Genomic DNA, 19770 nt, shown 5'->3' with positions numbered 1-19770 from the left:
GAGCATCCATGTCATTTCTCGATGCGCTGGAACGGCATCGGCGTCTTTTCGCGGAACTGGACGGCCTGGAGGCCCAGGTCGTGACACTGGCCGACCAGATCGAGCGGTCGATCCGCGCGGGCGGCAAAGTCGTGTTCTTCGGTAATGGCGGAAGTGCAGCCGATAGCCAGCATCTCGCGGCGGAGTTCGTCGTGCGCTATCGCGCCGAGCGACGGCCGCTGCCCGCTCTGGCGCTGACGGTCGATACGTCGGTCCTGACGGCGCATACCAACGACTACGCCTTCGAAACGGTCTTTGCCCGCCAGGTCGAGGCGCTGTGCGGGCCCTCCGACACGGTGATCGGCATCTCCACATCCGGCAATAGCGCCAACATCATCGCCGGCTTGGCCGCGGCCAAGTCGGTCGGTGCCGCGGGATGGGCGTGGACGGGCAGGGGCGGCGGCAAGCTCGCTGAAACTGCCGATCATCTTCTCGCCGTGCCGGAGAGTGAAACGGCACGCGTGCAGGAAGCGCATCTCTTCATCGGACACTGGATCTGCGAAGACATGGATCGCCGGTTCGCCAAGCCATGAAGCTCGTCATCCTCGATCGCGACGGCGTCATCAATCACGATTCGGATGCCTTCATCCGGTCCGTCGACGAGTGGCGGCCGATCGAAGGCAGCATCGACGCGATCGCCAGGCTCGCCCAGGCCGGCTACACCATCGCGGTCGCGACCAACCAGTCGGGCATCGCGCGCGGCTATCTTTCTCTGGGGACGCTTCAGGCCATCCATCGGCGCATGGAGGAGGCGGTGACAGAGGCGGGCGGCGCGATCGCACACATCGCCTTTTGCCCGCATGGGCCCGACGACGGCTGCGCCTGCCGCAAGCCGCTGCCGGGGATGATCGATGAGATACTGGACCGGCTCGGCGCGCAGAACATCGATGAGCGTTGGTTCGTCGGCGACAGCCTGCGCGACCTGCAGGCAGGCATTTCGCGCGACTTTCGGCCGGTGCTTGTGCGAACCGGCAAGGGCTTGAAGACGGAAAGCAATCGCTCGACCCTTCCGGTGGGCACTCTGATCTTCGACGATCTGGCCCGTTTCGCCGACCACATCGCCGCGGAGGCCGACGCATGAGCAAGCCGATGGAACTCGACGTGGTCATCATCGGCGGTGGTGTCGCCGGTCTCTGGCTCCTCAATCGCGCGACACAGGATGGCCTCAGCGCGGTGCTGATCGAGAAGACCGCGCTCGGCAGCGGCCAGACCCGCTACGCACAGGGCATTATCCATGGCGGCACGAAATACGCACTGAGCGGCGCGATGACGCCGGCTGCCGATGCGATCGGCCGTATGCCGGACCTTTGGCGCGATTGCCTCAAGGGCAATGGCGAGCTCGACCTAAAAGGCGTGCGCGAACTTTCCGATGCCACCTATCTCTGGTCTGCCGGCTCGCTGACCTCGCAAGTCACGTCGTTCTTTGCGAGCCAGGCTATGCGTTCGCGCGTCGATCGCGTTGACGAACATGGCAGGCCGGACATCTTCCAGCTGCCGGGTGCGAGCGGATCGGTCTACCGTCTCAACGAGTTCGTGCTCGACATACCGTCGCTGGTTGAAACGCTGGCCGCACCGCTCATGGATCGGATCATCCGCGCTGCCGCCGAGACGATGTCATACGGTTTCGATGAAGCCGGTAATGTCAGCAGCATCAGCCTCGAGAACGGCCTCGTTCTCAAGCCTCGCGCCCTTGTCCTGACATCCGGTGCCGGCCACGAGGACCTCGCCGCGCGTCTCAATATCGTCCGTCCGCAACTGCAGCGGCGGCCGTTGCACATGGTGGTGGCGCGCCATAACGTCGATCTTCCGCTCTTCGGACACTGCATCGGTATGTCCAGCAGCCCGCTCCTCACCGTCACGAGCCATCCATCGAGCGACAGCCGCGTCGTCTGGTATCTTGGTGGCGGCCTTGCCGAAACGGGCGTGCAAAGAACGGAAGACAAGCAGATCGCCGCGGCCCGCGAAACGATCGACAGGCTCCTGCCGCAGCTTCGTCCGTTTCATGCCGAATGGGCAACGCTGCGCATCGATCGCGCCGAACCGCTGCAACCGGGCGGCGCGCGTCCGGATGGCGCGTTCGTCAAGGATGTCGGCAATTGCCTCGTCGCATGGCCGACGAAGCTGGCGCTGGCGCCAGAGCTCGCTCGGCTCGCGCTCGGCAAACTTCATGGGCGGTTGGGAGAAGAAGCGCAGCCCGCCGTCGATTGGTCCCGACTTGCCGATCTGCCGCGTCCCGAAATCGCGCGTTTGCCATGGGAAGAGAACATCCAATGGACTTGAGAGACTTCGGCACCACGGGGATGCGCGTCAGCCCGATCGCGCTCGGCACGGTCAAATTCGGCCGCACCGCCGGGCTGAAGCTGTCGAAGCCTTTCCAGTTGCCAAGCGATGCGGAGGCGGCGTCGCTTCTGGCGCTCGCTGCCGATCTCGGCATCAATCTCATCGACACGGCGCCGGCTTACGGCACGTCCGAGGAGCGGCTTGGTGAACTGCTCAAGGGGCAGCGCGACAGATGGCTGATCTGTTCCAAGGCCGGCGAGGAATTCGATGCGGCAACCGGGCAAAGCCACTACGTCTTTTCGCGCGAACACATCACGGCCAGCGTCGAGCGGAGCCTGCAGCGGCTGGGCACCGACCGGCTCGACATCGTGCTCATTCATTCGAATGGCGACGATCTCGACGTGATCGACCGGTTCGGCGCTCTTGATACGCTCGAGCGCCTGAAAGCCGAGGGCAAGATCCGCGCGACGGGCATGTCGACCAAGACGATCGCAGGCGGTTTGCGTGCGCTTGCCGCAAGCGATTGCGTGATGGTTACGCACAATCTTGCCTACCAGGGCGAATTGCCGGTCATCAATGCGGCGGCGGCCAGCGGCAAAGGCGTTCTCATCAAGAAGCCGCTCGCGTCCGGCCATGTGGTTTCGCAGAGCGACGACCCGGTTGCTGAAAGCTTCCGGATGATCCTCGGCCATCCCGGTGTGTCGTCGCTCGTCGTCGGAACGATCGATCCGCACCATCTCGCGCAAAACGTCGAAGCCGCGAACCGTGCCATCGCCGCCTGAGGTCTATTGGACGAGCACTGCGCGATTGCATTCCGCGCCTGTCACGCGAATATCGGCTTCGCCGACAGAAACCCCGACTGACCGCAGCGTCGAATGCAGAACCTGATCCAGCGGCGCGCTCACGCCTTCGAGAAGCGATGTGACGAGCCTGGTGACGGCTTGAACGTTGCCCAGACCGAGCCCCAGTCCGAGAATATCGACCTCCAACTGCAGCCGCTCCAGAAGAGACAAGGTCAGCGAGCGCGTCAGATCCTGCGTGTCGATGGTCTTCGTCACGCCCCTGGCGATATCGTCGCCGGAGAAACGAAGCGCTGTGGCGTCGATATTGGCGACCTCCAGATGCGCGGATGCTTTCACCTTCAAAAGCAGCAGGTCGACGATGTTTGCCTTGGCGACGGTCGGGTCTCGGGTGAAATCCGTGAAGGACGATGGCGTCACCTTGCCGATCGCTGCTTCGAGGATTCCGGGGCGCGCGTCGAGCGTGATGCTCCGGGGCAGGCGAGCGGCACCGCAATCGATGGCCGACAATGTTGCCTCCCCATAGGCGATTTCCAGGTAGAGCGGCACATGCAGGGCCGATATCGCGCCCGTGCCGAGAATCTTCACATCGAGCATAAGCCGCGTCTGCGCCGTTCGAACCGTTGCACCGCGCTCTCCGATCGCGATCCAGGCGCTTCCCTCCGGTGGCTGGCCGACCGCGAGCTTCAGGGACACAGATGCCAGTCCTGGCAGCGTCTGATCGAGCTCGAGTGCGATCTGACGGCCGGCGCCGGCGATGGAGGCCATGGCGGCGATGATGTCCAGCGCATTGGCCTTGACGGCGATGCCTTGCGCAGCGCCGACGGCGGCGCGGCCGAGTGGTCCGGCATCCAGCAAAGCCGAAAGTGCGATCGGTGTGTTCCTGGTGCCGACCGACGTGACGAGAGACCGGAGCGCGGCGGATGCCTGCGGCGATAGCCCGTCGAGTGAAGAGAGAGCCGTCGCCATCTGGCCGATGCTGACGGACCGATTCAACAGTTCGTCGTAAGTGACGGCTTCCAATGAGAGATCGGTCGCGAGTGCATCCATGAAAGCAAGCAGCGAGATGTCCGCACCGACCAGCGCATGGTAGTCCATCAGCCGTAGGTCGATGCGTGATCCGAGCATGGCGCCCAACACCTGGTTCGCGATCCCGTCATTGAGGCTTGCCAGTCGCGATCCGATGGAGAACGCGGCCTGTGCGGAAGCGTGGGCCGTGCCGACCGCACTCAGCGTCGGCGGTTCGGAAAAGAGCGCAGCGAAATGCAGCGTGCCGGGTTGGCTCAAATGAACGCGGGCGGCGTTGGATGTCTCGGTGGGAGCGACTTGGCTGAAGCGCTCGTCGACTTCCAGATCGGGCAAGGGCTGGTAGATGCCGGGCTCGATCCGCACTATCCCTTTGTGATCGTCGGGCACGCTCTCAAGGCGCTCTCCGCCTGTTTCGACGAACCCATTTTCAAGGGCTATGACATAATCGAGGTCGTTGGAGCTCAAATAGTGCCGCACAGCCGAAATGCGGTCGGCCGGGTTGGAAGCCGCGACGATCGCTGCGAGATCGGCATGCTGCTGCAACGTGCGCCGCTCGAGCGTGAGCTTGCCGTAGTCGACGGCGAGCGCCAGCGAGCCGGCAACGAGCGGTAAGGCGCCCGCTGCGATCATCGCCACATTGCCGCGCCGGTTTGCAGCGAGGCGAGTGAGAAACCTCCGCTTTGCGCGCATCTCAGATCCCCCCGATCCGGATCGTCGCGTACCGCTGTATCCGCGTCTCAGGCATGGTGAACGTGAAGAGGTTCCAGATCGGCAGGCCGGCGGAATCGTACGACAGGCGCACGGTGAACTGGCCAGGCTCCGGGTCGTCGCCGACATCCACCTCCATCATTGCCGCATCGATGAATGGGTAGTCGATCGCGGCGGAGGACACGTAGCTGCGTGCAAGGCGCAGCCTCTCTTCCTCGTTCAGGCCGGCCACAGCGATGCGGGCGGAATCCGCCGCGATCTGCTGCACGGCATGGGCAGTGCTGAGGTAGATGCCGTAAGCGACCAGCGTCAGAAGCGTCAGGATGAACAGTGGCGCGACGATGGCAAATTCGATTGCGGCTCCACCCTTTCGGCATTGGCAAAATGGTTCTCGGTCAAGCATGTCGGATTCATCCCATTGCACGTGCACATGCTATGAGTTGCATCCAAACAATTCTTCTATCTAAGGGTGCATATTTTTACACATGGAGCTGGCCGTTGCGCATCAGTGTGGCCCGAATGTCAGGATACGCTAAGGTTGCATTAACCAAAAATGCAGTTAATGGTTGTATTGCGAGCACGGCACAACCTGAGGGGCATGCCATGGTGATCAAGTCGGTGGGCGTCACATTCTCGATTCTTCAGGCGTTCGTGGGCCGGCGGACGGCGTTGACCCTGAAGGAGATTGCATATCAATCGAAGCTTCCAGCCAGTAAAGCGCATCGCTATCTACGCAGCCTCATCCAGGAAGGCATGATCGTGCAGGATCCGCGCACGCGGCTTTACGGGTTAGGTGCGACGGCCATCGCGCTCGGACTAGAGGCGCTGGAGAATTCCGATCCGGTCGTACGCGCCTGCGACACGGTGCGGGCACTCGCCGAGCGGCTCGATGTGGCTGTCAGCATCGATGTATTGGGGCCTGCCGGACCGATCTGCATCTGGGCGGAGCAACCCGTGACGCGGCTTGCCGCGCCGGTCCGTCTCGGCGCCACGCAGCCACTTGCATCATCGGCCGCCGGGCAGGTCTTCATGGCCTTTCTGCCGATGCATGCGACACGGGATCTAATTATCCGCGAAATGGCCATGGTGCAGGCGGGCAGTACGCTCGATGCAAACGCGATCGCGATGGGTGTGCGTACCCGCGGCTATGCGGCACTTCCGCCAGGGCCGGGCAGCATGGCCGCGACGGTTGCGGCTCCCGTTCTCGATGCGCGTGGCGAGGCCTGTGCCGCCATCACGGCTTACTGCCGGCCGACCGAGACGGGCGGCATCGCCGATCTGACCGTCGGGGCACTGCTTTCCACCGCAAACGAGGCATCGGCGCTGAAGCTGCACATGCGCGCAGCCCGATACGCCGCGGCTCGCTGAAAGCGATCAGTCGTAGTCAACATTTTCCCCGCCCTACCGCCACCTTCGGCGCAGCCTGACCGCTGCGCCGATTTTTTTGATATTTCAATCTTTAATCGAATTGCTTGTATTCATGCGTGAACTTGGAGGTTCCATTTGCTTGATGCGGAATATTAATCACGAACATTATGCTTAATATTCCGTTATTCACGCCGTTTTGCTGCTGACGGTTGCCAGTTTTGCACCATCGTGGCGTTCTGATCTCAGGAGTTGTTGTCTGTAAGTAATTCAACCCTGAGTGAGGAGAGTACCCATGAACACTGCAATCAAGCTTGTCGCCATATCGCTGTTGGCTGCAACCACAGCCACGGCAGCCCATGCCGGCGGTTGGGGCAAAGGCGGCGGCTACGGTAGCCAGAGCTACAAATCGTCCAACCGGCAGCTGTTGAATGTTTCGCCGAGCGTCGATGTCGGCGGCGTGCTGAACGGCGGCATCCTGAATGATGCCGCGATCGCAAGCGGCAACGATCTCAGCCGCAACTCGATCCTGAACGGCAACGGCCTGCTCAATGGCAACGGCATCCTGTCCGGCGTCAACATTCTCGGTGGTGACAACGGGCTCCTGCAGAAGGGTTCGCAGAACCGCCAAGCCAAGCGGCTTTTCCGCCGCTAGGTCTTATTGGCTGAGCGGGCAATGCGTCTCCATCGCCGGGCCGGACAGCGGCATCGATAGGTTTGGACGGGGACACGTTACCCACTGACGAGAACCCGGACGCGGAGCGAGACAAGCTTCGCGTCCGGGACTTTGGTTTCCAGACACGATCATAGGCTGACGCGCAGGCCAAACGTTCCGGACACCGTGTTTTCGCGAATGTCGAATTTGGTTCGATCGATCTCGCTGACATCGAGCCGGACGAGAAAAGAATATCGAGTGGTGGGATCGTAGGCGAGAGCGACGTAGATGCCCGACGCCACTTCCTGATTGCCGATGGCCAGATTGTCGCGCGTTTCTCCGAAAACGCCGATGCTGCCGGTAAAGCGCTCGATCAGCGGTCGCGACAGCTCCAATTCTGCACGATGGACGTAGGATCCGAGCGGGTCGTCGCTGTCGATGGTATCGATCGAGCCTTTCAGGCTGAAGCTTGCCGAGACCGCGCCGAAAAAGTTTCGCTCAATGGCCAGGGCGTAGATGGGATAGGCTCGGTCCGTGAAGCCGAATTCATCGGTGACATGGGCGAAACCCGCTTCGGCATCGACCGTGAAGCCCAAGACATCCGGAAGCGTCGCCCCGGCTGCGAGGGAAACGGTGCGCAAGCCGACAGCCAGCACGTCGTTTTCGGGGATGTCGACGACATCGATCCGTCCGGCGAGACGCAGCACCATGGACGGCAATGCATGGGTGACGATGAGGCCGGCGCGTGCGCGGTTCACGTTCGGCGAAAGCCTGAGAGTGCCGAGACCTGCATCGAGCCGGGCATCGGTCGTCTCCCACCGCCTGGAAGCGACGGGAGACTTCGGAGTTGCCGCCCGCAAGCAGGTGACGCAGAACCATTTCTGCACGGGGATCATTGGCTGGCGCTGGCCAACAGCGGATTAAGCGAGCGAGGCGATATTTCCGCATTGGTGAAGCCGTTCAGAAATGCGTCCCCTTGGCTGATCTGCCTCCATGGATTGCAGCCGGGGCGAGGGGCGGTTATCCCTCTCTAGCATCAGGGAGGATGCGGCGATGTTCGACAGCGGCATGAATTTCGGTCTCGGCGAGGAGATCGACCAGCTTCGCGAGACGGTCAGACGGTTCGCGCGCGACAGGATCGCGCCGGTCGCGGAAGAGACCGACCGCAAGAACGAGTTTCCCGCCCATCTCTGGCAGGAGATGGGGGCACTCGGCCTCCTCGGCATGACGGCCGATCCGGATTTCGGCGGCACGGGCATGAGCTATCTTGCCCATGTGATCGCCATGGAGGAGATTTCGCGGGCCTCTGCCTCGGTAGGCCTGAGTTACGGCGCGCACTCCAATCTCTGCGTCAACCAGATCAACCGCTGGGGCAAGGCTGCGCAGAAGGAAGCCTATCTTCCGAAGCTCTGTTCGGGCGAGCATGTCGGTGCGCTCGCGATGTCCGAGCCAGGTGCCGGTTCGGATGTCGTCTCGATGAAGCTGCGGGCGGAGAAGAAGAACGACCGCTACGTGCTCAATGGCAACAAGATGTGGATCACCAATGGTCCCGATGCCGATACGCTCGTCGTCTACGCCAAGACCGATCCTGCCGCCGGCCCGCGCGGCATTACGGCGTTCATGATCGAAAAATCGATGAACGGCTTCTCCACCGCGCAGAAGCTCGACAAGCTCGGCATGCGGGGCTCGAACACTTGCGAGCTCGTGTTCGAGGACTGCGAAGTGCCGTTCGACAACGTGCTTGGGGAAGAAGGTCAGGGCGTCAAAATCCTGATGTCGGGTCTCGACTACGAGCGCGTGGTGCTTGCCGGCGGCCCACTCGGCATCATGGCGGCGGCGCTCGACGTGGTGGTTCCCTATAGCCATGAACGCAAGCAGTTCGGCACGGCAATCGGCGAATTTCAGCTGATGCAGGGCAAGCTGGCGGACATGTACACCATCACCAATGCCTGCCGCGCCTATGTCTATGCCGTCGCCGCCTCGTGCGACCGCGGTGAGACGACCCGCAAGGACGCAGCCGGCTGCATTCTCTATGCCGCTGAAAAGGCGACTCAGGTGGCGCTTGAAGCAATCCAGGCGCTTGGCGGGAATGGCTACATCAACGACTATCCGACCGGCCGGCTGCTTCGCGATGCGAAACTTTATGAAATCGGCGCCGGTACCAGTGAAGTCCGCCGCATGTTGATCGGACGTGAAATGTTCGCGGAAACAGCGTGATTTGGCAGGTTTGTCAAACTATGGCATGATTTTTTGAGCGTGACATATCGGTGAGGCAAGCCATGTCCGACAACGAAAAGATCGAGGGCTTCGACGAACAGCAGGCTGAATATGCAGCGCTTCGTGAGGAGCTGATGAAGCTTCCCCCAAAGCGCGAGCGCGTGAAGCTCGGTGAGGGCGGACGTTTCGTGATTCCAGCGTTCATGCGCGAGGCAATGGGGATCAAGCCCGGCGACGTACTGATCTGTCATGTTGTCGACGGTGAGCTCCGGGTGCGCTCCTATCTCGACAATATCCGGAGGATCCAGCAGGAGGTTTCCAAGTACAAGAAGCCCGGCGAGAGCGTGGTGGATGAGTTTTTGGCCGAGAGGGCTGCTCTTTGGGGTGAGGACGAGTGATCGTCCTCGATGCATCCTGCGTCCTCGCCTATCTTTTTTCGGAAACGGGACGTGAACGGGCGGAGGAATGCTTGGCCATCGGCGTGATCTCAGCGGTCAATGTGACGGAAATCGTGGGCAAACAGATCGATAAAGGCCTTGATCCCAAAATGGCCAGTGATCGATACGAAGGTCTCAATCTGTCCGTCCGCATCTTTGACGAAGAGACGGCGATCTTGGCCGGACAACTGCGAGCTGCAACCGCGCATCGCGGTCTCTCGCTCGGCGATCGCGCCTGCCTTGCGCTGGCGATCCGCGAGAATGCGACGGCGGTCACCGCCGATCGGAAATGGGCCGACTTGAAGGTCGGCTGCAGGATCGAACTTATCCGTTGAGGATTTCATGAGCGTCATTCAATCGAAGCTGTCGACCGCCTCGGAGAGTTTCCGCGACAACCGCGCGCGCATGGCCGACCTCGTCGCCGAAACGGCCGAAATTGCCGAGCGCATCGGCGAGGGCGGGCCGCTGGCAGCCCGTGAGCGTCACACGGCGCGCGGCAAGCTTCTGCCGCGAGAGCGCATTACCCGGCTTCTCGATCCGTCGTCAGCCTTCCTGGAGATCGGGCGCTTCGCCGCCCACGACATGTATGGCGGCGAAATCGCCTCCGCCGGTGTGATCGCGGGTATCGGGCGCGTCGAAGGCCGCGAGGTCATGGTCGTGTGCAACGACGCGACCGTGAAGGGCGGCACCTATTTCCCGATGACGGTGAAGAAGCATCTGCGTGCGCAGGAGATTGCCGAGCAGAACGGGCTTCCTTGCGTCTACCTCGTCGATTCCGGTGGGGCGAACCTCCCGAACCAGGACGAGGTGTTTCCGGACCGCGACCATTTCGGCCGCATCTTCTTCAATCAGGCGAACATGTCGGCGAAGGGCATCGCCCAGATCGCCGTCGTCATGGGCTCCTGCACGGCGGGTGGCGCCTATGTACCGGCGATGTCGGACGAGAGCATCATCGTGCGCAACCAGGGCACGATCTTTCTGGCCGGCCCGCCGCTGGTGAAGGCGGCGACCGGCGAGGTTGTGTCGGCCGAAGATCTCGGCGGCGGTGATGTGCACACGCGGCTCTCCGGCGTCGCGGACCATCTGGCGGAAAACGATGCGCATGCGCTTCTCCTCGCGCGCCGCGCCGTCGCCAACCTCAATGCCCGCAAGCCACAGACCGTCGCGCTGCAGCTGCCGGAGCCGCCGCTCTACGATCCGCAGGAAATCCACGGGATCGTGCCGGTCGGGCTGCGCACGCCCTATGACATCCGCGAAGTGATCGCGCGCATCGTCGACGGCTCGCGTTTCGACGAGTTCAAGGCGCGCTACGGCGCGACGCTCGTGTGCGGGTTTGCCCATATCCACGGCATTCCCGTCGGCATCATCGCCAACAATGGCGTGCTTTTCTCCGAAAGCGCGCTGAAGGGCGCGCATTTCGTCGAGCTTTGTTCCGCACGGGGCATTCCGCTGGTCTTCCTGCAGAACATCACGGGTTTCATGGTGGGCCAGAAATACGAGACGGGCGGCATCGCCAAGGATGGCGCCAAGCTCGTCACAGCAGTTGCAACGACGAAAGTCCCGAAGATCACCATGCTCGTCGGTGGATCGTTCGGGGCCGGCAACTACGGCATGTCTGGCCGCGCCTATAGCCCGCGCTTTCTCTGGACGTGGCCGAACAGCCGCATCTCCGTGATGGGTGGCGAGCAGGCGGCGGGCGTTCTGGCAACGGTCCGGCGCGATGGGCTGGAGCGGCAGGGCCGGGATTGGCCGAGCGACGAAGAGGCGGAGTTCAAGCGTCCGATCATCGAGCAGTTTGAGGCGCAAGGGCATCCGCTTTATGCCTCGGCGCGGCTTTGGGACGACGGTATCGTCGATCCGGCGAAATCCCGCGACGTGCTCGCCCTGTCGCTTTCGGCAGCGCTCAACGCGCCCATCGAGGAAACGCGCTTCGGCGTGTTCCGCATGTGACGGAGGCGCTGACATGTTCAAGAAAATCCTGATTGCCAATCGTGGTGAAATCGCCTGCCGGGTGATCAAGACCGCACGCCGGCTCGGCATCAAGACCGTCGCCGTTCATTCGGACGCGGACCGGGACGCGCTGCACGTCAAGCTAGCGGACGAGGCGGTGGGCATCGGCCCGGCGCCATCGTCTGGAAGCTATCTGCGGGCGGATGCGATCGTCGCGGCAGCGCTCAAAAGCGGTGCCGAAGCGGTCCATCCCGGCTATGGTTTCCTGTCGGAAAATGCCGAGTTAGTTGAAGCGGTGGAAGCGGCCGGTCTCACCTTCATCGGGCCATCGGCCAAGGCGATCCGGGCCATGGGGCTCAAGGATGCCGCAAAGCAGCTCATGGAGCGAGCCAAGGTGCCGGTCGTTCCCGGTTATCACGGTGACGCGCAGGAACTGGTGATCCTGGCCGGCAAGGCGAACGAGATCGGTTTTCCCGTGCTTATCAAGGCGCGGGCGGGTGGCGGCGGCAAGGGCATGAGGCGCGTTGACCGGCAAGCGGAATTTGCCGATGCCCTGTCATCGGCCAAACGCGAAGCGCGCGCCTCCTTCGGCGACGACCGCGTGCTGGTCGAGAAATATGTGGCCAAACCCCGCCACATCGAGATCCAGGTCTTCGGCGACAGCCACGGCAATGTCGTGCATCTCTTCGAGCGGGATTGCTCGCTCCAGCGGCGCCATCAAAAGGTGATCGAGGAAGCGCCGGCGCCGGGCATGACGGCCGAAATGCGCGCCGCGATGGGCGAGGCGGCGGTAAAGGCCGCCCAGGCGATCGACTATGTCGGCGCCGGCACCGTCGAATTCATCGTCGATGCCTCGGAAGGCCTGAGGCCGGATCGCTTCTGGTTCATGGAAATGAACACGCGGCTTCAGGTCGAGCATCCGGTCACGGAAATGATCACCGGGCTCGATCTGGTCGAGTGGCAGTTGCGGGTCGCGGCCGGCGAACCGTTGCCGAAAAGGCAGGACGAGTTGTCGATCGACGGCTGGGCGTTCGAGGCGCGGCTTTACGCCGAGGATGCGGCCAGGAACTTCATGCCGGCCACCGGAACCATCGCGCATCTGCGATTCCCGGAGACGGCGGTGCGGGTCGACAGCGGCGTTGCTGCGGGGGATGCGATCACGCCCTTCTACGATCCGATGATCGCGAAACTGGTCGTCCATGGGGCCGATCGTGGCGAGGCGCTCACGCGTCTGCGGGACGCGCTTCTGCAAACCGAAATCGTCGGCACAGTCACCAATCTCGCTTTTCTTGCCGCGCTTGCATCGCACGAGGGCTTCGCGGAAGGCGAGGTGGATACGGGCCTCATCGACCGCGAGCTCGGCGAACTGACGGCGACGCCGAGCCCATCGCCCATGGCGCGTGCGGCCGCTGCCATCCTTGCTTCGGGAATGCATGCACACAAAAGCGGCGATCCGTTCGACGATCTGGGGCCTTGGCTTCTTTGGGGCGCGCCCGAACGTGACGTTGTGCTTTCCCAGGGTGGCGACCAGCGGTGCCTGCGGGTCGCGCAACTCGGCAAGGATCGCTACAGCGTCGCCGACGAGGACAATCCGCGGGTCGAGCTTCAACTGATCGAAGCGGGAGAGGGCTTCTTCAGGCTTGTCGACGGCGAGCATGCAGTAACCATCCGGGCGATCCACCACGGCGGGCGGATCGCGATCATTCGGGATCATTCTGTGGCCGAGTTCACCGTCGTAGACGAGCTTCATGCCGCAGAGGACGAGAGCGCGGGCGAGGACGTGCTGCGCGCGCCCATGCCCGGCGTGGTCAAGCAGGTCTTCAAGGGCGCCGACGCGCCCGTCGAGAAAGGCGAAATCATCGTGGTGATGGAAGCGATGAAGATGGAAATGACGCTTGCGGCGCCACGAGCCGGCGTGATCGCGGAAATCTTCCACCGGGAAGGCGCACAGGTCAGCGAGGGCGCGACGCTTCTACGGCTGGCTGAAGAGGAGAAGCCGGCATGAGTGCCAAGACCGCGACCACCGATCACGCCGCACCGATCGCCACGCCCGTCGACGTTCTCGATTTCTGGTTCGACTCGCTGCAACCGGAAGACTGGTTCAAGAAAAGCGATGAGACCGATGCGATCATTCGGGAAAAATTTGCCGCGACCCACCTGTCGCTGGCCCGCCGCATCCGCGATGGATGGCGTGTCGATGGCGATGCGCGGCTGGCGCTGATCATCGTCCTCGACCAGTTCCCCCGCAACATCTATCGCGATACGCCGCTGGCCTTTGCGACGGACGGGCTCGCGCTGCGGGAGGCGCGCCGTGCGGTCGATGCCGGGCTCGACAAGAAAGTGGCGAGCGATCGCCGCGTGTTCTTCTACCTGCCGTTCGAGCATTCGGAGAACCTGGCCGACCAGAACCGTGCCGTCAGCCTGATCACCGCGCTCGGCGACGAGACCTACACGAAATATGCCGAGGCGCACCGAGACGTCATCGTCGAGTTCGGCCGCTTTCCTCACCGCAACGAAATCCTCGGTCGGACGTCGACACCGGCTGAACAACGCTACCTGGAAAAGCCCGGCTCAGGCTTCTGACGACCCTTTCGCGCTCACTGGACATCGGGAAGGTACATCCAAGCGCCGCGGGCCGCTGCGAACCTCCCGGAATTGCGCATTCCCGCCTGGGGCAGGACCATGCCGAGCATCGGGTTGTCCGTTCGGATCTCGGCGATGTAGTCGCAATTGTAGCCTGCCTGGCCTGCGCCGCTGGCTGACGCGCAGCCGAGCTTCTCGAAATAGGCGAGCGTCAGGTTCACTTCGCCGATCATCTGGCCCATCGCTTCACCGATCATGTTCAGCGGATTGGGCTGGCCGAACGGGTCGTCGGGAAAGATGTTTCCCATGGCGTTGAGGTTGGCGGTGCCTTGGCGGTAGTGGGCAAGGATCGCCATCGCCATGTCCTTTGCGCTCGGTTCGCCCGACGGGTTTTCGCCCACCGGACCGGAGACGATCGGATCGACTGTCGCCGTGGCACTCGAATCCACGATTTCGATCGATGCCTGTTCCAGTGTGAAGACGGTCGTTTCGAGGATCTGCGCATAAACCGGTGCGCCGCCTGCAAGCTCTTCCGGCGTCAGGTAGACATAAGCTGCATTCGTCACGCGCATCCGGGCATTGCTGCCCGGCTCGATCTCGGCCAGATGCGCCTGAAATTCTCCGGCGACCGCCATGCTGTCCAGAAGGGCGTTGCGTTTTTGATAGAGTTCCATCGACAGCTCCGAAACGCCCGTGATCGGCAAGCCGCGGTCGCGCAGGCCGGTGAGCTGGCTCGTCCGCGCCTCCAGCCCGTTCAACGCGGAGAGCGCGGCCAGATTGGTTCCCAGGCGCGTGGCTTCGTCGTTGACGGCGGCGATCAAGGGCGCGGCGATGCGGTCGGCCTTTGCGCCGATGCGCTGAATTGCCGAGCGGTGCTCGTCGCCTTCCATCGGCGATTGCGACACCGCCTCGACGATTGCTGCCAGTTCATCGAGCGTCGCTTCGTCATCCGCCATGGCTTCGGCGCGGGTGATGCGATCGAACAACAGCCCGATCTCGATGCGTTTGCTGCGCGCCGCATAGGCGGTCTCGAAGTTGGTGGCTTCCGCTGCGGTCACGTCGTCGAGCCGGTCCTCGGCGTCGAGGCGAATGGCTACAAGGCGGGTTTCGGCAGCGGCATCCTCGCCCATGGCGCCAAGCTCCGCGATCGTTGCGTCGATCCAAGCGATCGACTCCCGCCGGTCGATCATCGCCGTGGTGATACCCGAATAGGCGTTCTCCAGCGTGAAGGCATGGGCGATGGAGGCGCTGTTGGCGATCTCGATGCCAAACCGTTGCGGGCAATCGCGCTGCAGGAACAGGCCGATCTCGCGTCGCTCCCGCGCATCGGTCATGAACATGTAGGGCAGGCCGAAGAGTGGATCGAATACGGCGTCTTCGAAGATCGGCAGCATCGCCTTCAGCGCACTGTCGACGCTTTGCCGATCGAGATCATCGTCACTCATCGGTGCCGCCCAGTCGGCGAGCAGCTGGCATTGGCGTTCCATGGACGATGCGGCCGCGAAGGCACCACCGATCCCCGGCCCGAACGTCTTCGGGGGCGTCTCACCGGCCGTCATAGCGGATTCAACCGTGGCATCGATCCTCCGGAAGAACCGCGCACTCCGCTCGCCCGGATGCGCGATGCGGTTGATCTCCTCGGTAAAGCGGCCGCCTTGCACGACGCGCATGCCCAGTTCCGCATCGGCTGTTTCAGGCATGACGACCAGCCAATGGCGATGCACTGCGCTTTGGGTGTTCTGGGGGCGATAGGTACCTTCGGCGAGCCGCGCGCCGACCGGCGCCATCACGATCTTGCCGCCTTCGGCATGAATCGGGGCGAGCGACACGACCAGCTTGTCCTGTTCCGCAACAGGACGGTTGGCCGGATGTCCGAGGCGCATTTCACCTTGCAGCGCTTTGCCGTCATGGGCGAGAACGAGGACGTAGCTTGTATCCAGACGTTCCATCGGCGCAATGTCGATCGCGCCCGCCCAGTTGCCGGCAAGTGCAGCGCCAACATCCGGCATCTGGGGGTCGCCCGTTCGCGTGAGCTGGAATTCGCGGCAGCGGGCGCCGTTCTGGCCGACAGTCCCCACCAGCGTCTGGCCGGCTGCGTCAAGGCGCGCGGACAGTGTCTTCAGGCTGCGGTTCGAGTTGTCGAGCTTCATCAGCTGCTGTAACGCGACCGCCGCGTCGACGATGTTGCCGGTCATGATCACAGGAGAAGGTGGGAAGGCGGGGCCGTCATAGGCAAATTTGGCGACCAGCCCGTCGCCGTCTTGCAGGACCGTCGCGGTCAGCGGCACGGTTTCGGGGCGCTGCTTGGGACCGCACACGATATCGCCGCGCCATGTGCCGGCGGCAGCGCCACCCGACAGAGGCGCGAATTCGAAGTCGACGGCGGCTTGGGTCTGCGCGCCGCTCTCGTCGAGGCGGCGTCCGACAAAATTCTCGGTGCCGCCGCATCCCGGCATGGTCCCGCTGATCATCATGCCGTTGTCGTGCAGGCTGCCCTGAAGCGTCAGTGCCTGGATGCCCGTTGGCCGTTCCACCCAGTCGGACGGCAGGAGCATAAAACGCCCCTCAGATGCCAGCCTTCCGAGCACAGCGTAGGAGCCCTTCCGGCCATCGGGCAGGGTGAATGCGAAGACGCCCGTCGGGCCGCCGTCGCCCGCAGACAGAGTCAGGTCGAACGTCGAGCCCTCGGCCTGGAGACAGGTGTAGGTGCCGCTCCACATTCCGTTCAGGGCTGCCGCGTCTGATCCCGCCTGTGCGTGGGCGGTCGCGGGAGTAAACAGCGTGCAAAGGCTGATGACGACTGCGACGAAGCTTGTCCGCCGTCTCGCAGACGGGAGAAAGCGGCCGACGTAAGCCTGAGCCTTCGCCGCCAAGAATCTGCGCTGTTGCATCATGCACACCCCGACCAGCCCCGCCCGCATGAGCATCTATTAAAAGCGCAGACGGGTAGCCCGGCAACGGACCTTCGTCGCAAGCTCGTCGCGTGTATCGATCGGCGTGTCGCAAACAGGCTGTTGCGCGGCGGAGTGGGCTTGCATAGTCGGCCAAACGTGTGGCCCACTCGGACGCACGATCCATCGCCTCAAGGCGCGACGACAATTCGGATATCGGGGTTCAGAATCAATGAAGGACAGAGCGCGCGCGGTGGTCATCGGGGGCGGCGTCGTCGGGGTGTCGACGCTCTACCATCTCGCCAAGAAGGGTTGGGCAGACAGCGTTCTGATCGAGCGCAAGGAGCTGACATCCGGCTCGACCTGGCATGCGGCGGGCCTGTTGCCGCTCTTCAACATGAGCTACTCCGTCGGCCAGATCCACAAATACTCGGTGAAATTCTACCAGGAGCTTCAGGAAGAAACCGGCATGAATGTCGGCTTCTCAAAGGTGTCCAATATCCGCCTTGCGCGTACCAAGGACCGCTGGGACGAGTTCATGTATTATGCTGGCATCGCCGAGACGATCGGCGTGCCGCTCAAAATTCTGACGCCAGAGCAGCTCAAGGAAATCTGGCCGCTCTGCGAGACCGACGGCATTCTGGGCGCGATCCAGCATCCCGATGACGGCTACATCCAGCCAGCCGACCTGACGCAGGCGCTGGCCAAGGGCGCCCGCGATCTCGGAGCCACGATCTACCGGCACACGTCGGTGACCGCGATCGAGAGCCAGGCGGACGGCACATGGCTCGTGCGCACCGACAAGGGCGACATCGTCGCAGATCACGTCGTGTCGGCGACGGGGAATTTCGCACGCAACACCGGCGCCATGGTCGGCCTCAACGTGCCGGTCATTCCCGTCGAGCACCAGTACATCGTGACCGAGCCGCACCCTGCGATCGTCGAGCGGCGCAAGCAGGGGCTTCCCGAAATGGGCGTCCTGCGCGAGAGCGACAGTTCCTGGTACATGCGCGAGGAGAATGGTGGCCTGCTGCTCGGGCCCTACGAGCACGGCGCGCCGGTCTGCTATGTCGACGGCCCGAGCGCCGATAGTGAGTACGAGCTCTTCCAGGAAGACCTCGATCGGCTGATGCCGCATATCGAGACGGCGATCACGCGCGTTCCGGCCTTCGGCGAAGTGGGCATCAAGAAGGTCTATAACGGTGCCATCGCCTATACGCCGGACGGCTCGCCGATCGTCGGCCCCGCGCCGGGCCTCAAGAACTTCTGGCTGAACGAGGGCCATTCCTTCGGCATCACGGCAGCGGGCGGTGCCGGCTGGCAACTCGCCGAATGGATCGTCGACGGCGAACCGACCACCGACATGATGGGCGTCGATCCACGCCGGTTCGGTCCCTATGCGACGGAAGGCTACCTCAAGGAAAAGAACGAGGAGGCCTACGCCAACGTCTTCACCATGCACTATCCCGATGAGGAACGCGGCGCGGCCCGTCCGTTGAAGACGACGCCCGTCTATGACCGGCTGAAGAGCCTCGGCGGGGTCTTCGGCTCCGTCTATGGCTGGGAGCGGGCGAACTGGTTCGCGCCTGAAGGCTATTCGGTGCCGGCCGAAGAGATCGGCGTCGGCGTCGATGTCCTGACCAATCACAATCACGCAGCGCCGCTCGAGGACGGACGGATCGTGGAGCGCTGGTCGTTCCGTCGTTCGAACTATTTCGAGCATGTGGGCAACGAGGTGAAGAACGTCGCCGAGAATGTCGGCGTTCTCGACATGTCGGCTTTTGCAAAGTGCTGGATTTCCGGCCCCGGCGCGGAGGCGTGGCTGAATGCGATTCTCGCCAATGCTGTGCCGAAGAAGATCGGTCGTATCGCTCTCTGTCACCTTTTGACGAAGCACGGTGGCGTTCGCTCCGAATTCACCGTGTATCGTCAGCCGCAGGGCTTCTATCTCGTCTCGGCCGGCGCCTATGAGGCGCACGACCACGACATCCTGATGAAGCTGCTGCCGACAGATGGCTCGGTGCAGATGATGCCGATGACGACCCAGTGGGGCGTGCTGGTCCTTGCCGGTCCGCGCGCGCGCGACGTGCTGCAGAAACTGACCCGTGCCAGCCTTGCCAATGCCGATTTCCCCTGGCTTTCCGGCAAGGCGATCAATGTCGGGGCGGCGACGGCGCATGCGCTCAGGGTCAATTTCGTCGGTGAGCTCGGTTGGGAACTGCATCACCCGATCGAGCAGCAGATCGCGATCTTCGACCGGCTGATGGAGGCGGGCGCCGAATTCGGCATCAAGCCGTTCGGCATCCGCGCCATGACCGCGATGGCGGTGGAGAAATCCTACCGGCTGATCCCGCGCGAATTGTCCATCGAATACAACGCCTACGAGTCCGGGCTCGATCGCTTCATCAAGCCGGACAAAGGCGACTTCATCGGCCGCGACGCCGTGGTCAGGGCGAAGGATGCCGGTCTCAAATGGACCTTCGTGACGCTCGAGGTGGACGGCGTGACCGATGCCGATGCGCGCGGCAACGAAGCGATCTACCGGAACGGCGAGCTCGTCGGCCGCGCGACCCATGGCGCCTTCGGTTTCCGCATTGGCAAGTCGATCGCGCTCGCCATGGTGAGGCCCGATTGCGCGGCGGAGGGAACCGCTCTTGAAATCAAGATCTTGGGTCAGATCTATCAGGCGCGGGTGATTGCCGAGAGCCCCTATGATGCCGAGAATGTGAAACTGCGGGCCTGAGGATAAGCGGGTTTCACACTTTGCGGTGAACCCGCCTTCAGGCATGCTTCGGACATGCGCTTGTCTGTCCGCT

The 19770-nt window shown here is 63.0% G+C and carries 17 protein-coding genes; 13 read left to right on the top strand and 4 right to left on the bottom strand.

Annotated features, from left to right (window positions below; all coding sequences use genetic code 11):
- Positions 1 to 8: 8 nt before the first annotated feature.
- From GC125_RS14910 to GC125_RS14895, 4 genes are read left to right on the top strand one after another with little or no spacing between them, the layout of a single operon-like run.
- Positions 9 to 572, top strand: a complete 564-nt coding sequence (locus GC125_RS14910) for a D-sedoheptulose-7-phosphate isomerase (protein WP_151986366.1) — start codon at positions 9 to 11, stop codon at positions 570 to 572.
- The gene (gene gmhB / locus GC125_RS14905; RefSeq protein WP_151986365.1) at positions 569 to 1120 is read left to right on the top strand and encodes a D-glycero-beta-D-manno-heptose 1,7-bisphosphate 7-phosphatase; all 552 of its coding nucleotides are present in this window, start codon (positions 569 to 571) and stop codon (positions 1118 to 1120) included. Before GC125_RS14910 ends, gmhB begins: the two co-directional genes overlap by 4 nt.
- A complete protein-coding gene (locus GC125_RS14900) occupies positions 1117 to 2319 on the top strand; it encodes an FAD-dependent oxidoreductase (protein ID WP_151986364.1) in 1203 nt (400 codons plus the stop codon). Before gmhB ends, GC125_RS14900 begins: the two co-directional genes overlap by 4 nt.
- The gene (locus GC125_RS14895) at positions 2310 to 3101 is read left to right on the top strand and encodes an aldo/keto reductase (RefSeq protein WP_151986363.1); all 792 of its coding nucleotides are present in this window, start codon (positions 2310 to 2312) and stop codon (positions 3099 to 3101) included. The genes GC125_RS14900 and GC125_RS14895 overlap by 10 nt, the downstream gene beginning before the upstream one ends.
- Positions 3102 to 3104: 3 nt before the next feature.
- Here GC125_RS14895 and GC125_RS14890 read toward each other — a convergent pair whose 3' ends face one another.
- Both GC125_RS14890 and GC125_RS14885 read right to left on the bottom strand, forming a co-directional pair.
- Positions 3105 to 4838: a pilus assembly protein TadG-related protein gene (locus GC125_RS14890; RefSeq protein ID WP_151986362.1), complete on the bottom strand. Its 1734-nt coding sequence runs from the start codon at positions 4836 to 4838 to the stop codon at positions 3105 to 3107.
- Between the two features lies 1 nt (position 4839).
- A complete protein-coding gene (locus GC125_RS14885) occupies positions 4840 to 5259 on the bottom strand; it encodes a TadE/TadG family type IV pilus assembly protein (RefSeq protein ID WP_151986361.1) in 420 nt (139 codons plus the stop codon).
- Between the two features lie 200 nt (positions 5260 to 5459).
- Here GC125_RS14885 and GC125_RS14880 point away from each other — a divergent pair, with 200 nt between their 5' ends.
- Positions 5460 to 6224: an IclR family transcriptional regulator gene (locus GC125_RS14880; RefSeq protein ID WP_199864593.1), complete on the top strand. Its 765-nt coding sequence runs from the start codon at positions 5460 to 5462 to the stop codon at positions 6222 to 6224.
- Between the two features lie 292 nt (positions 6225 to 6516).
- A complete protein-coding gene (locus tag GC125_RS14875) occupies positions 6517 to 6876 on the top strand; it encodes a hypothetical protein (protein ID WP_151986359.1) in 360 nt (119 codons plus the stop codon).
- A gap of 149 nt (positions 6877 to 7025) precedes the next feature.
- Here GC125_RS14875 and GC125_RS14870 read toward each other — a convergent pair whose 3' ends face one another.
- Positions 7026 to 7772 (bottom strand): hypothetical protein, encoded by a 747-nt coding sequence (locus tag GC125_RS14870; RefSeq protein WP_151986358.1) that lies wholly within the window; start codon positions 7770 to 7772, stop codon positions 7026 to 7028.
- Positions 7773 to 7929: 157 nt separating this feature from the next.
- On the opposite strand from GC125_RS14870, the gene GC125_RS14865 reads away from it, so the two are divergent.
- From GC125_RS14865 to GC125_RS14840, 6 genes are all read left to right on the top strand, one after another.
- Entirely contained in the window at positions 7930 to 9093 is a 1164-nt protein-coding gene (locus GC125_RS14865; RefSeq protein WP_151986357.1) for an isovaleryl-CoA dehydrogenase, read from the top strand.
- Positions 9094 to 9155: 62 nt separating this feature from the next.
- Positions 9156 to 9491 carry an AbrB/MazE/SpoVT family DNA-binding domain-containing protein gene (locus GC125_RS14860; protein ID WP_151986356.1) on the top strand — a complete coding sequence of 112 codons (336 nt, stop codon included), beginning with the start codon at positions 9156 to 9158 and terminating at the stop codon, positions 9489 to 9491.
- Positions 9488 to 9865 carry a type II toxin-antitoxin system VapC family toxin gene (locus GC125_RS14855; protein ID WP_151986355.1) on the top strand — a complete coding sequence of 126 codons (378 nt, stop codon included), beginning with the start codon at positions 9488 to 9490 and terminating at the stop codon, positions 9863 to 9865. The genes GC125_RS14860 and GC125_RS14855 overlap by 4 nt, the downstream gene beginning before the upstream one ends.
- Before the next feature lie 7 nt (positions 9866 to 9872).
- Positions 9873 to 11480 carry a carboxyl transferase domain-containing protein gene (locus GC125_RS14850; RefSeq protein WP_151986354.1) on the top strand — a complete coding sequence of 536 codons (1608 nt, stop codon included), beginning with the start codon at positions 9873 to 9875 and terminating at the stop codon, positions 11478 to 11480.
- Between the two features lie 13 nt (positions 11481 to 11493).
- Positions 11494 to 13485, top strand: a complete 1992-nt coding sequence (locus GC125_RS14845) for an acetyl-CoA carboxylase biotin carboxylase subunit (protein ID WP_151986353.1) — start codon at positions 11494 to 11496, stop codon at positions 13483 to 13485.
- The gene (locus GC125_RS14840; RefSeq protein WP_151986352.1) at positions 13482 to 14063 is read left to right on the top strand and encodes a DUF924 family protein; all 582 of its coding nucleotides are present in this window, start codon (positions 13482 to 13484) and stop codon (positions 14061 to 14063) included. The genes GC125_RS14845 and GC125_RS14840 overlap by 4 nt, the downstream gene beginning before the upstream one ends.
- 14 nt (positions 14064 to 14077) lie before the next feature.
- Here the strand turns inward: GC125_RS14840 and GC125_RS14835 are convergent, their stop codons facing one another.
- Positions 14078 to 16954 carry a hypothetical protein gene (locus tag GC125_RS14835; protein WP_151986351.1) on the bottom strand — a complete coding sequence of 959 codons (2877 nt, stop codon included), beginning with the start codon at positions 16952 to 16954 and terminating at the stop codon, positions 14078 to 14080.
- 232 nt (positions 16955 to 17186) lie between these two features.
- On the opposite strand from GC125_RS14835, the gene GC125_RS14830 reads away from it, so the two are divergent.
- On the top strand, positions 17187 to 19697 hold the full coding sequence (locus GC125_RS14830; RefSeq protein ID WP_151986350.1) for a GcvT family protein: 2511 nt from the start codon (positions 17187 to 17189) through the stop codon (positions 19695 to 19697).
- Positions 19698 to 19770 lie beyond the last annotated feature (73 nt).

Origin of the sequence: Rhizobium sp. EC-SD404, from assembly GCF_902498825.1 — a bacterium.
GTDB lineage: Bacteria > Pseudomonadota > Alphaproteobacteria > Rhizobiales > Rhizobiaceae > Georhizobium.
Note: the sequence above shows the minus strand (reverse complement) of the source record. Positions and strands in the feature narration are given on the sequence as shown.

What these genes read in the sequence shown, in the direction of transcription:
- GC125_RS14910 (WP_151986366.1), top strand. Translation starts at nt 9, where the DNA reads ATGTCATTTCTCGATGCGCTGGAACGGCATCGGCGTCTTTTCGCGGAA.
- gmhB (WP_151986365.1), top strand. Translation starts at nt 569, where the DNA reads ATGAAGCTCGTCATCCTCGATCGCGACGGCGTCATCAATCACGATTCG.
- GC125_RS14900 (WP_151986364.1), top strand. Translation starts at nt 1,117, where the DNA reads ATGAGCAAGCCGATGGAACTCGACGTGGTCATCATCGGCGGTGGTGTC.
- GC125_RS14895 (WP_151986363.1), top strand. Translation starts at nt 2,310, where the DNA reads ATGGACTTGAGAGACTTCGGCACCACGGGGATGCGCGTCAGCCCGATC.
- GC125_RS14890 (WP_151986362.1), bottom strand. Translation starts at nt 4,838, where the DNA reads ATGCGCGCAAAGCGGAGGTTTCTCACTCGCCTCGCTGCAAACCGGCGC.
- GC125_RS14885 (WP_151986361.1), bottom strand. Translation starts at nt 5,259, where the DNA reads ATGCTTGACCGAGAACCATTTTGCCAATGCCGAAAGGGTGGAGCCGCA.
- GC125_RS14880 (WP_199864593.1), top strand. Translation starts at nt 5,460, where the DNA reads ATGGTGATCAAGTCGGTGGGCGTCACATTCTCGATTCTTCAGGCGTTC.
- GC125_RS14875 (WP_151986359.1), top strand. Translation starts at nt 6,517, where the DNA reads ATGAACACTGCAATCAAGCTTGTCGCCATATCGCTGTTGGCTGCAACC.
- GC125_RS14870 (WP_151986358.1), bottom strand. Translation starts at nt 7,772, where the DNA reads ATGATCCCCGTGCAGAAATGGTTCTGCGTCACCTGCTTGCGGGCGGCA.
- GC125_RS14865 (WP_151986357.1), top strand. Translation starts at nt 7,930, where the DNA reads ATGTTCGACAGCGGCATGAATTTCGGTCTCGGCGAGGAGATCGACCAG.
- GC125_RS14860 (WP_151986356.1), top strand. Translation starts at nt 9,156, where the DNA reads ATGTCCGACAACGAAAAGATCGAGGGCTTCGACGAACAGCAGGCTGAA.
- GC125_RS14850 (WP_151986354.1), top strand. Translation starts at nt 9,873, where the DNA reads ATGAGCGTCATTCAATCGAAGCTGTCGACCGCCTCGGAGAGTTTCCGC.
- GC125_RS14845 (WP_151986353.1), top strand. Translation starts at nt 11,494, where the DNA reads ATGTTCAAGAAAATCCTGATTGCCAATCGTGGTGAAATCGCCTGCCGG.
- GC125_RS14840 (WP_151986352.1), top strand. Translation starts at nt 13,482, where the DNA reads ATGAGTGCCAAGACCGCGACCACCGATCACGCCGCACCGATCGCCACG.
- GC125_RS14835 (WP_151986351.1), bottom strand. Translation starts at nt 16,954, where the DNA reads ATGCAACAGCGCAGATTCTTGGCGGCGAAGGCTCAGGCTTACGTCGGC.
- GC125_RS14830 (WP_151986350.1), top strand. Translation starts at nt 17,187, where the DNA reads ATGAAGGACAGAGCGCGCGCGGTGGTCATCGGGGGCGGCGTCGTCGGG.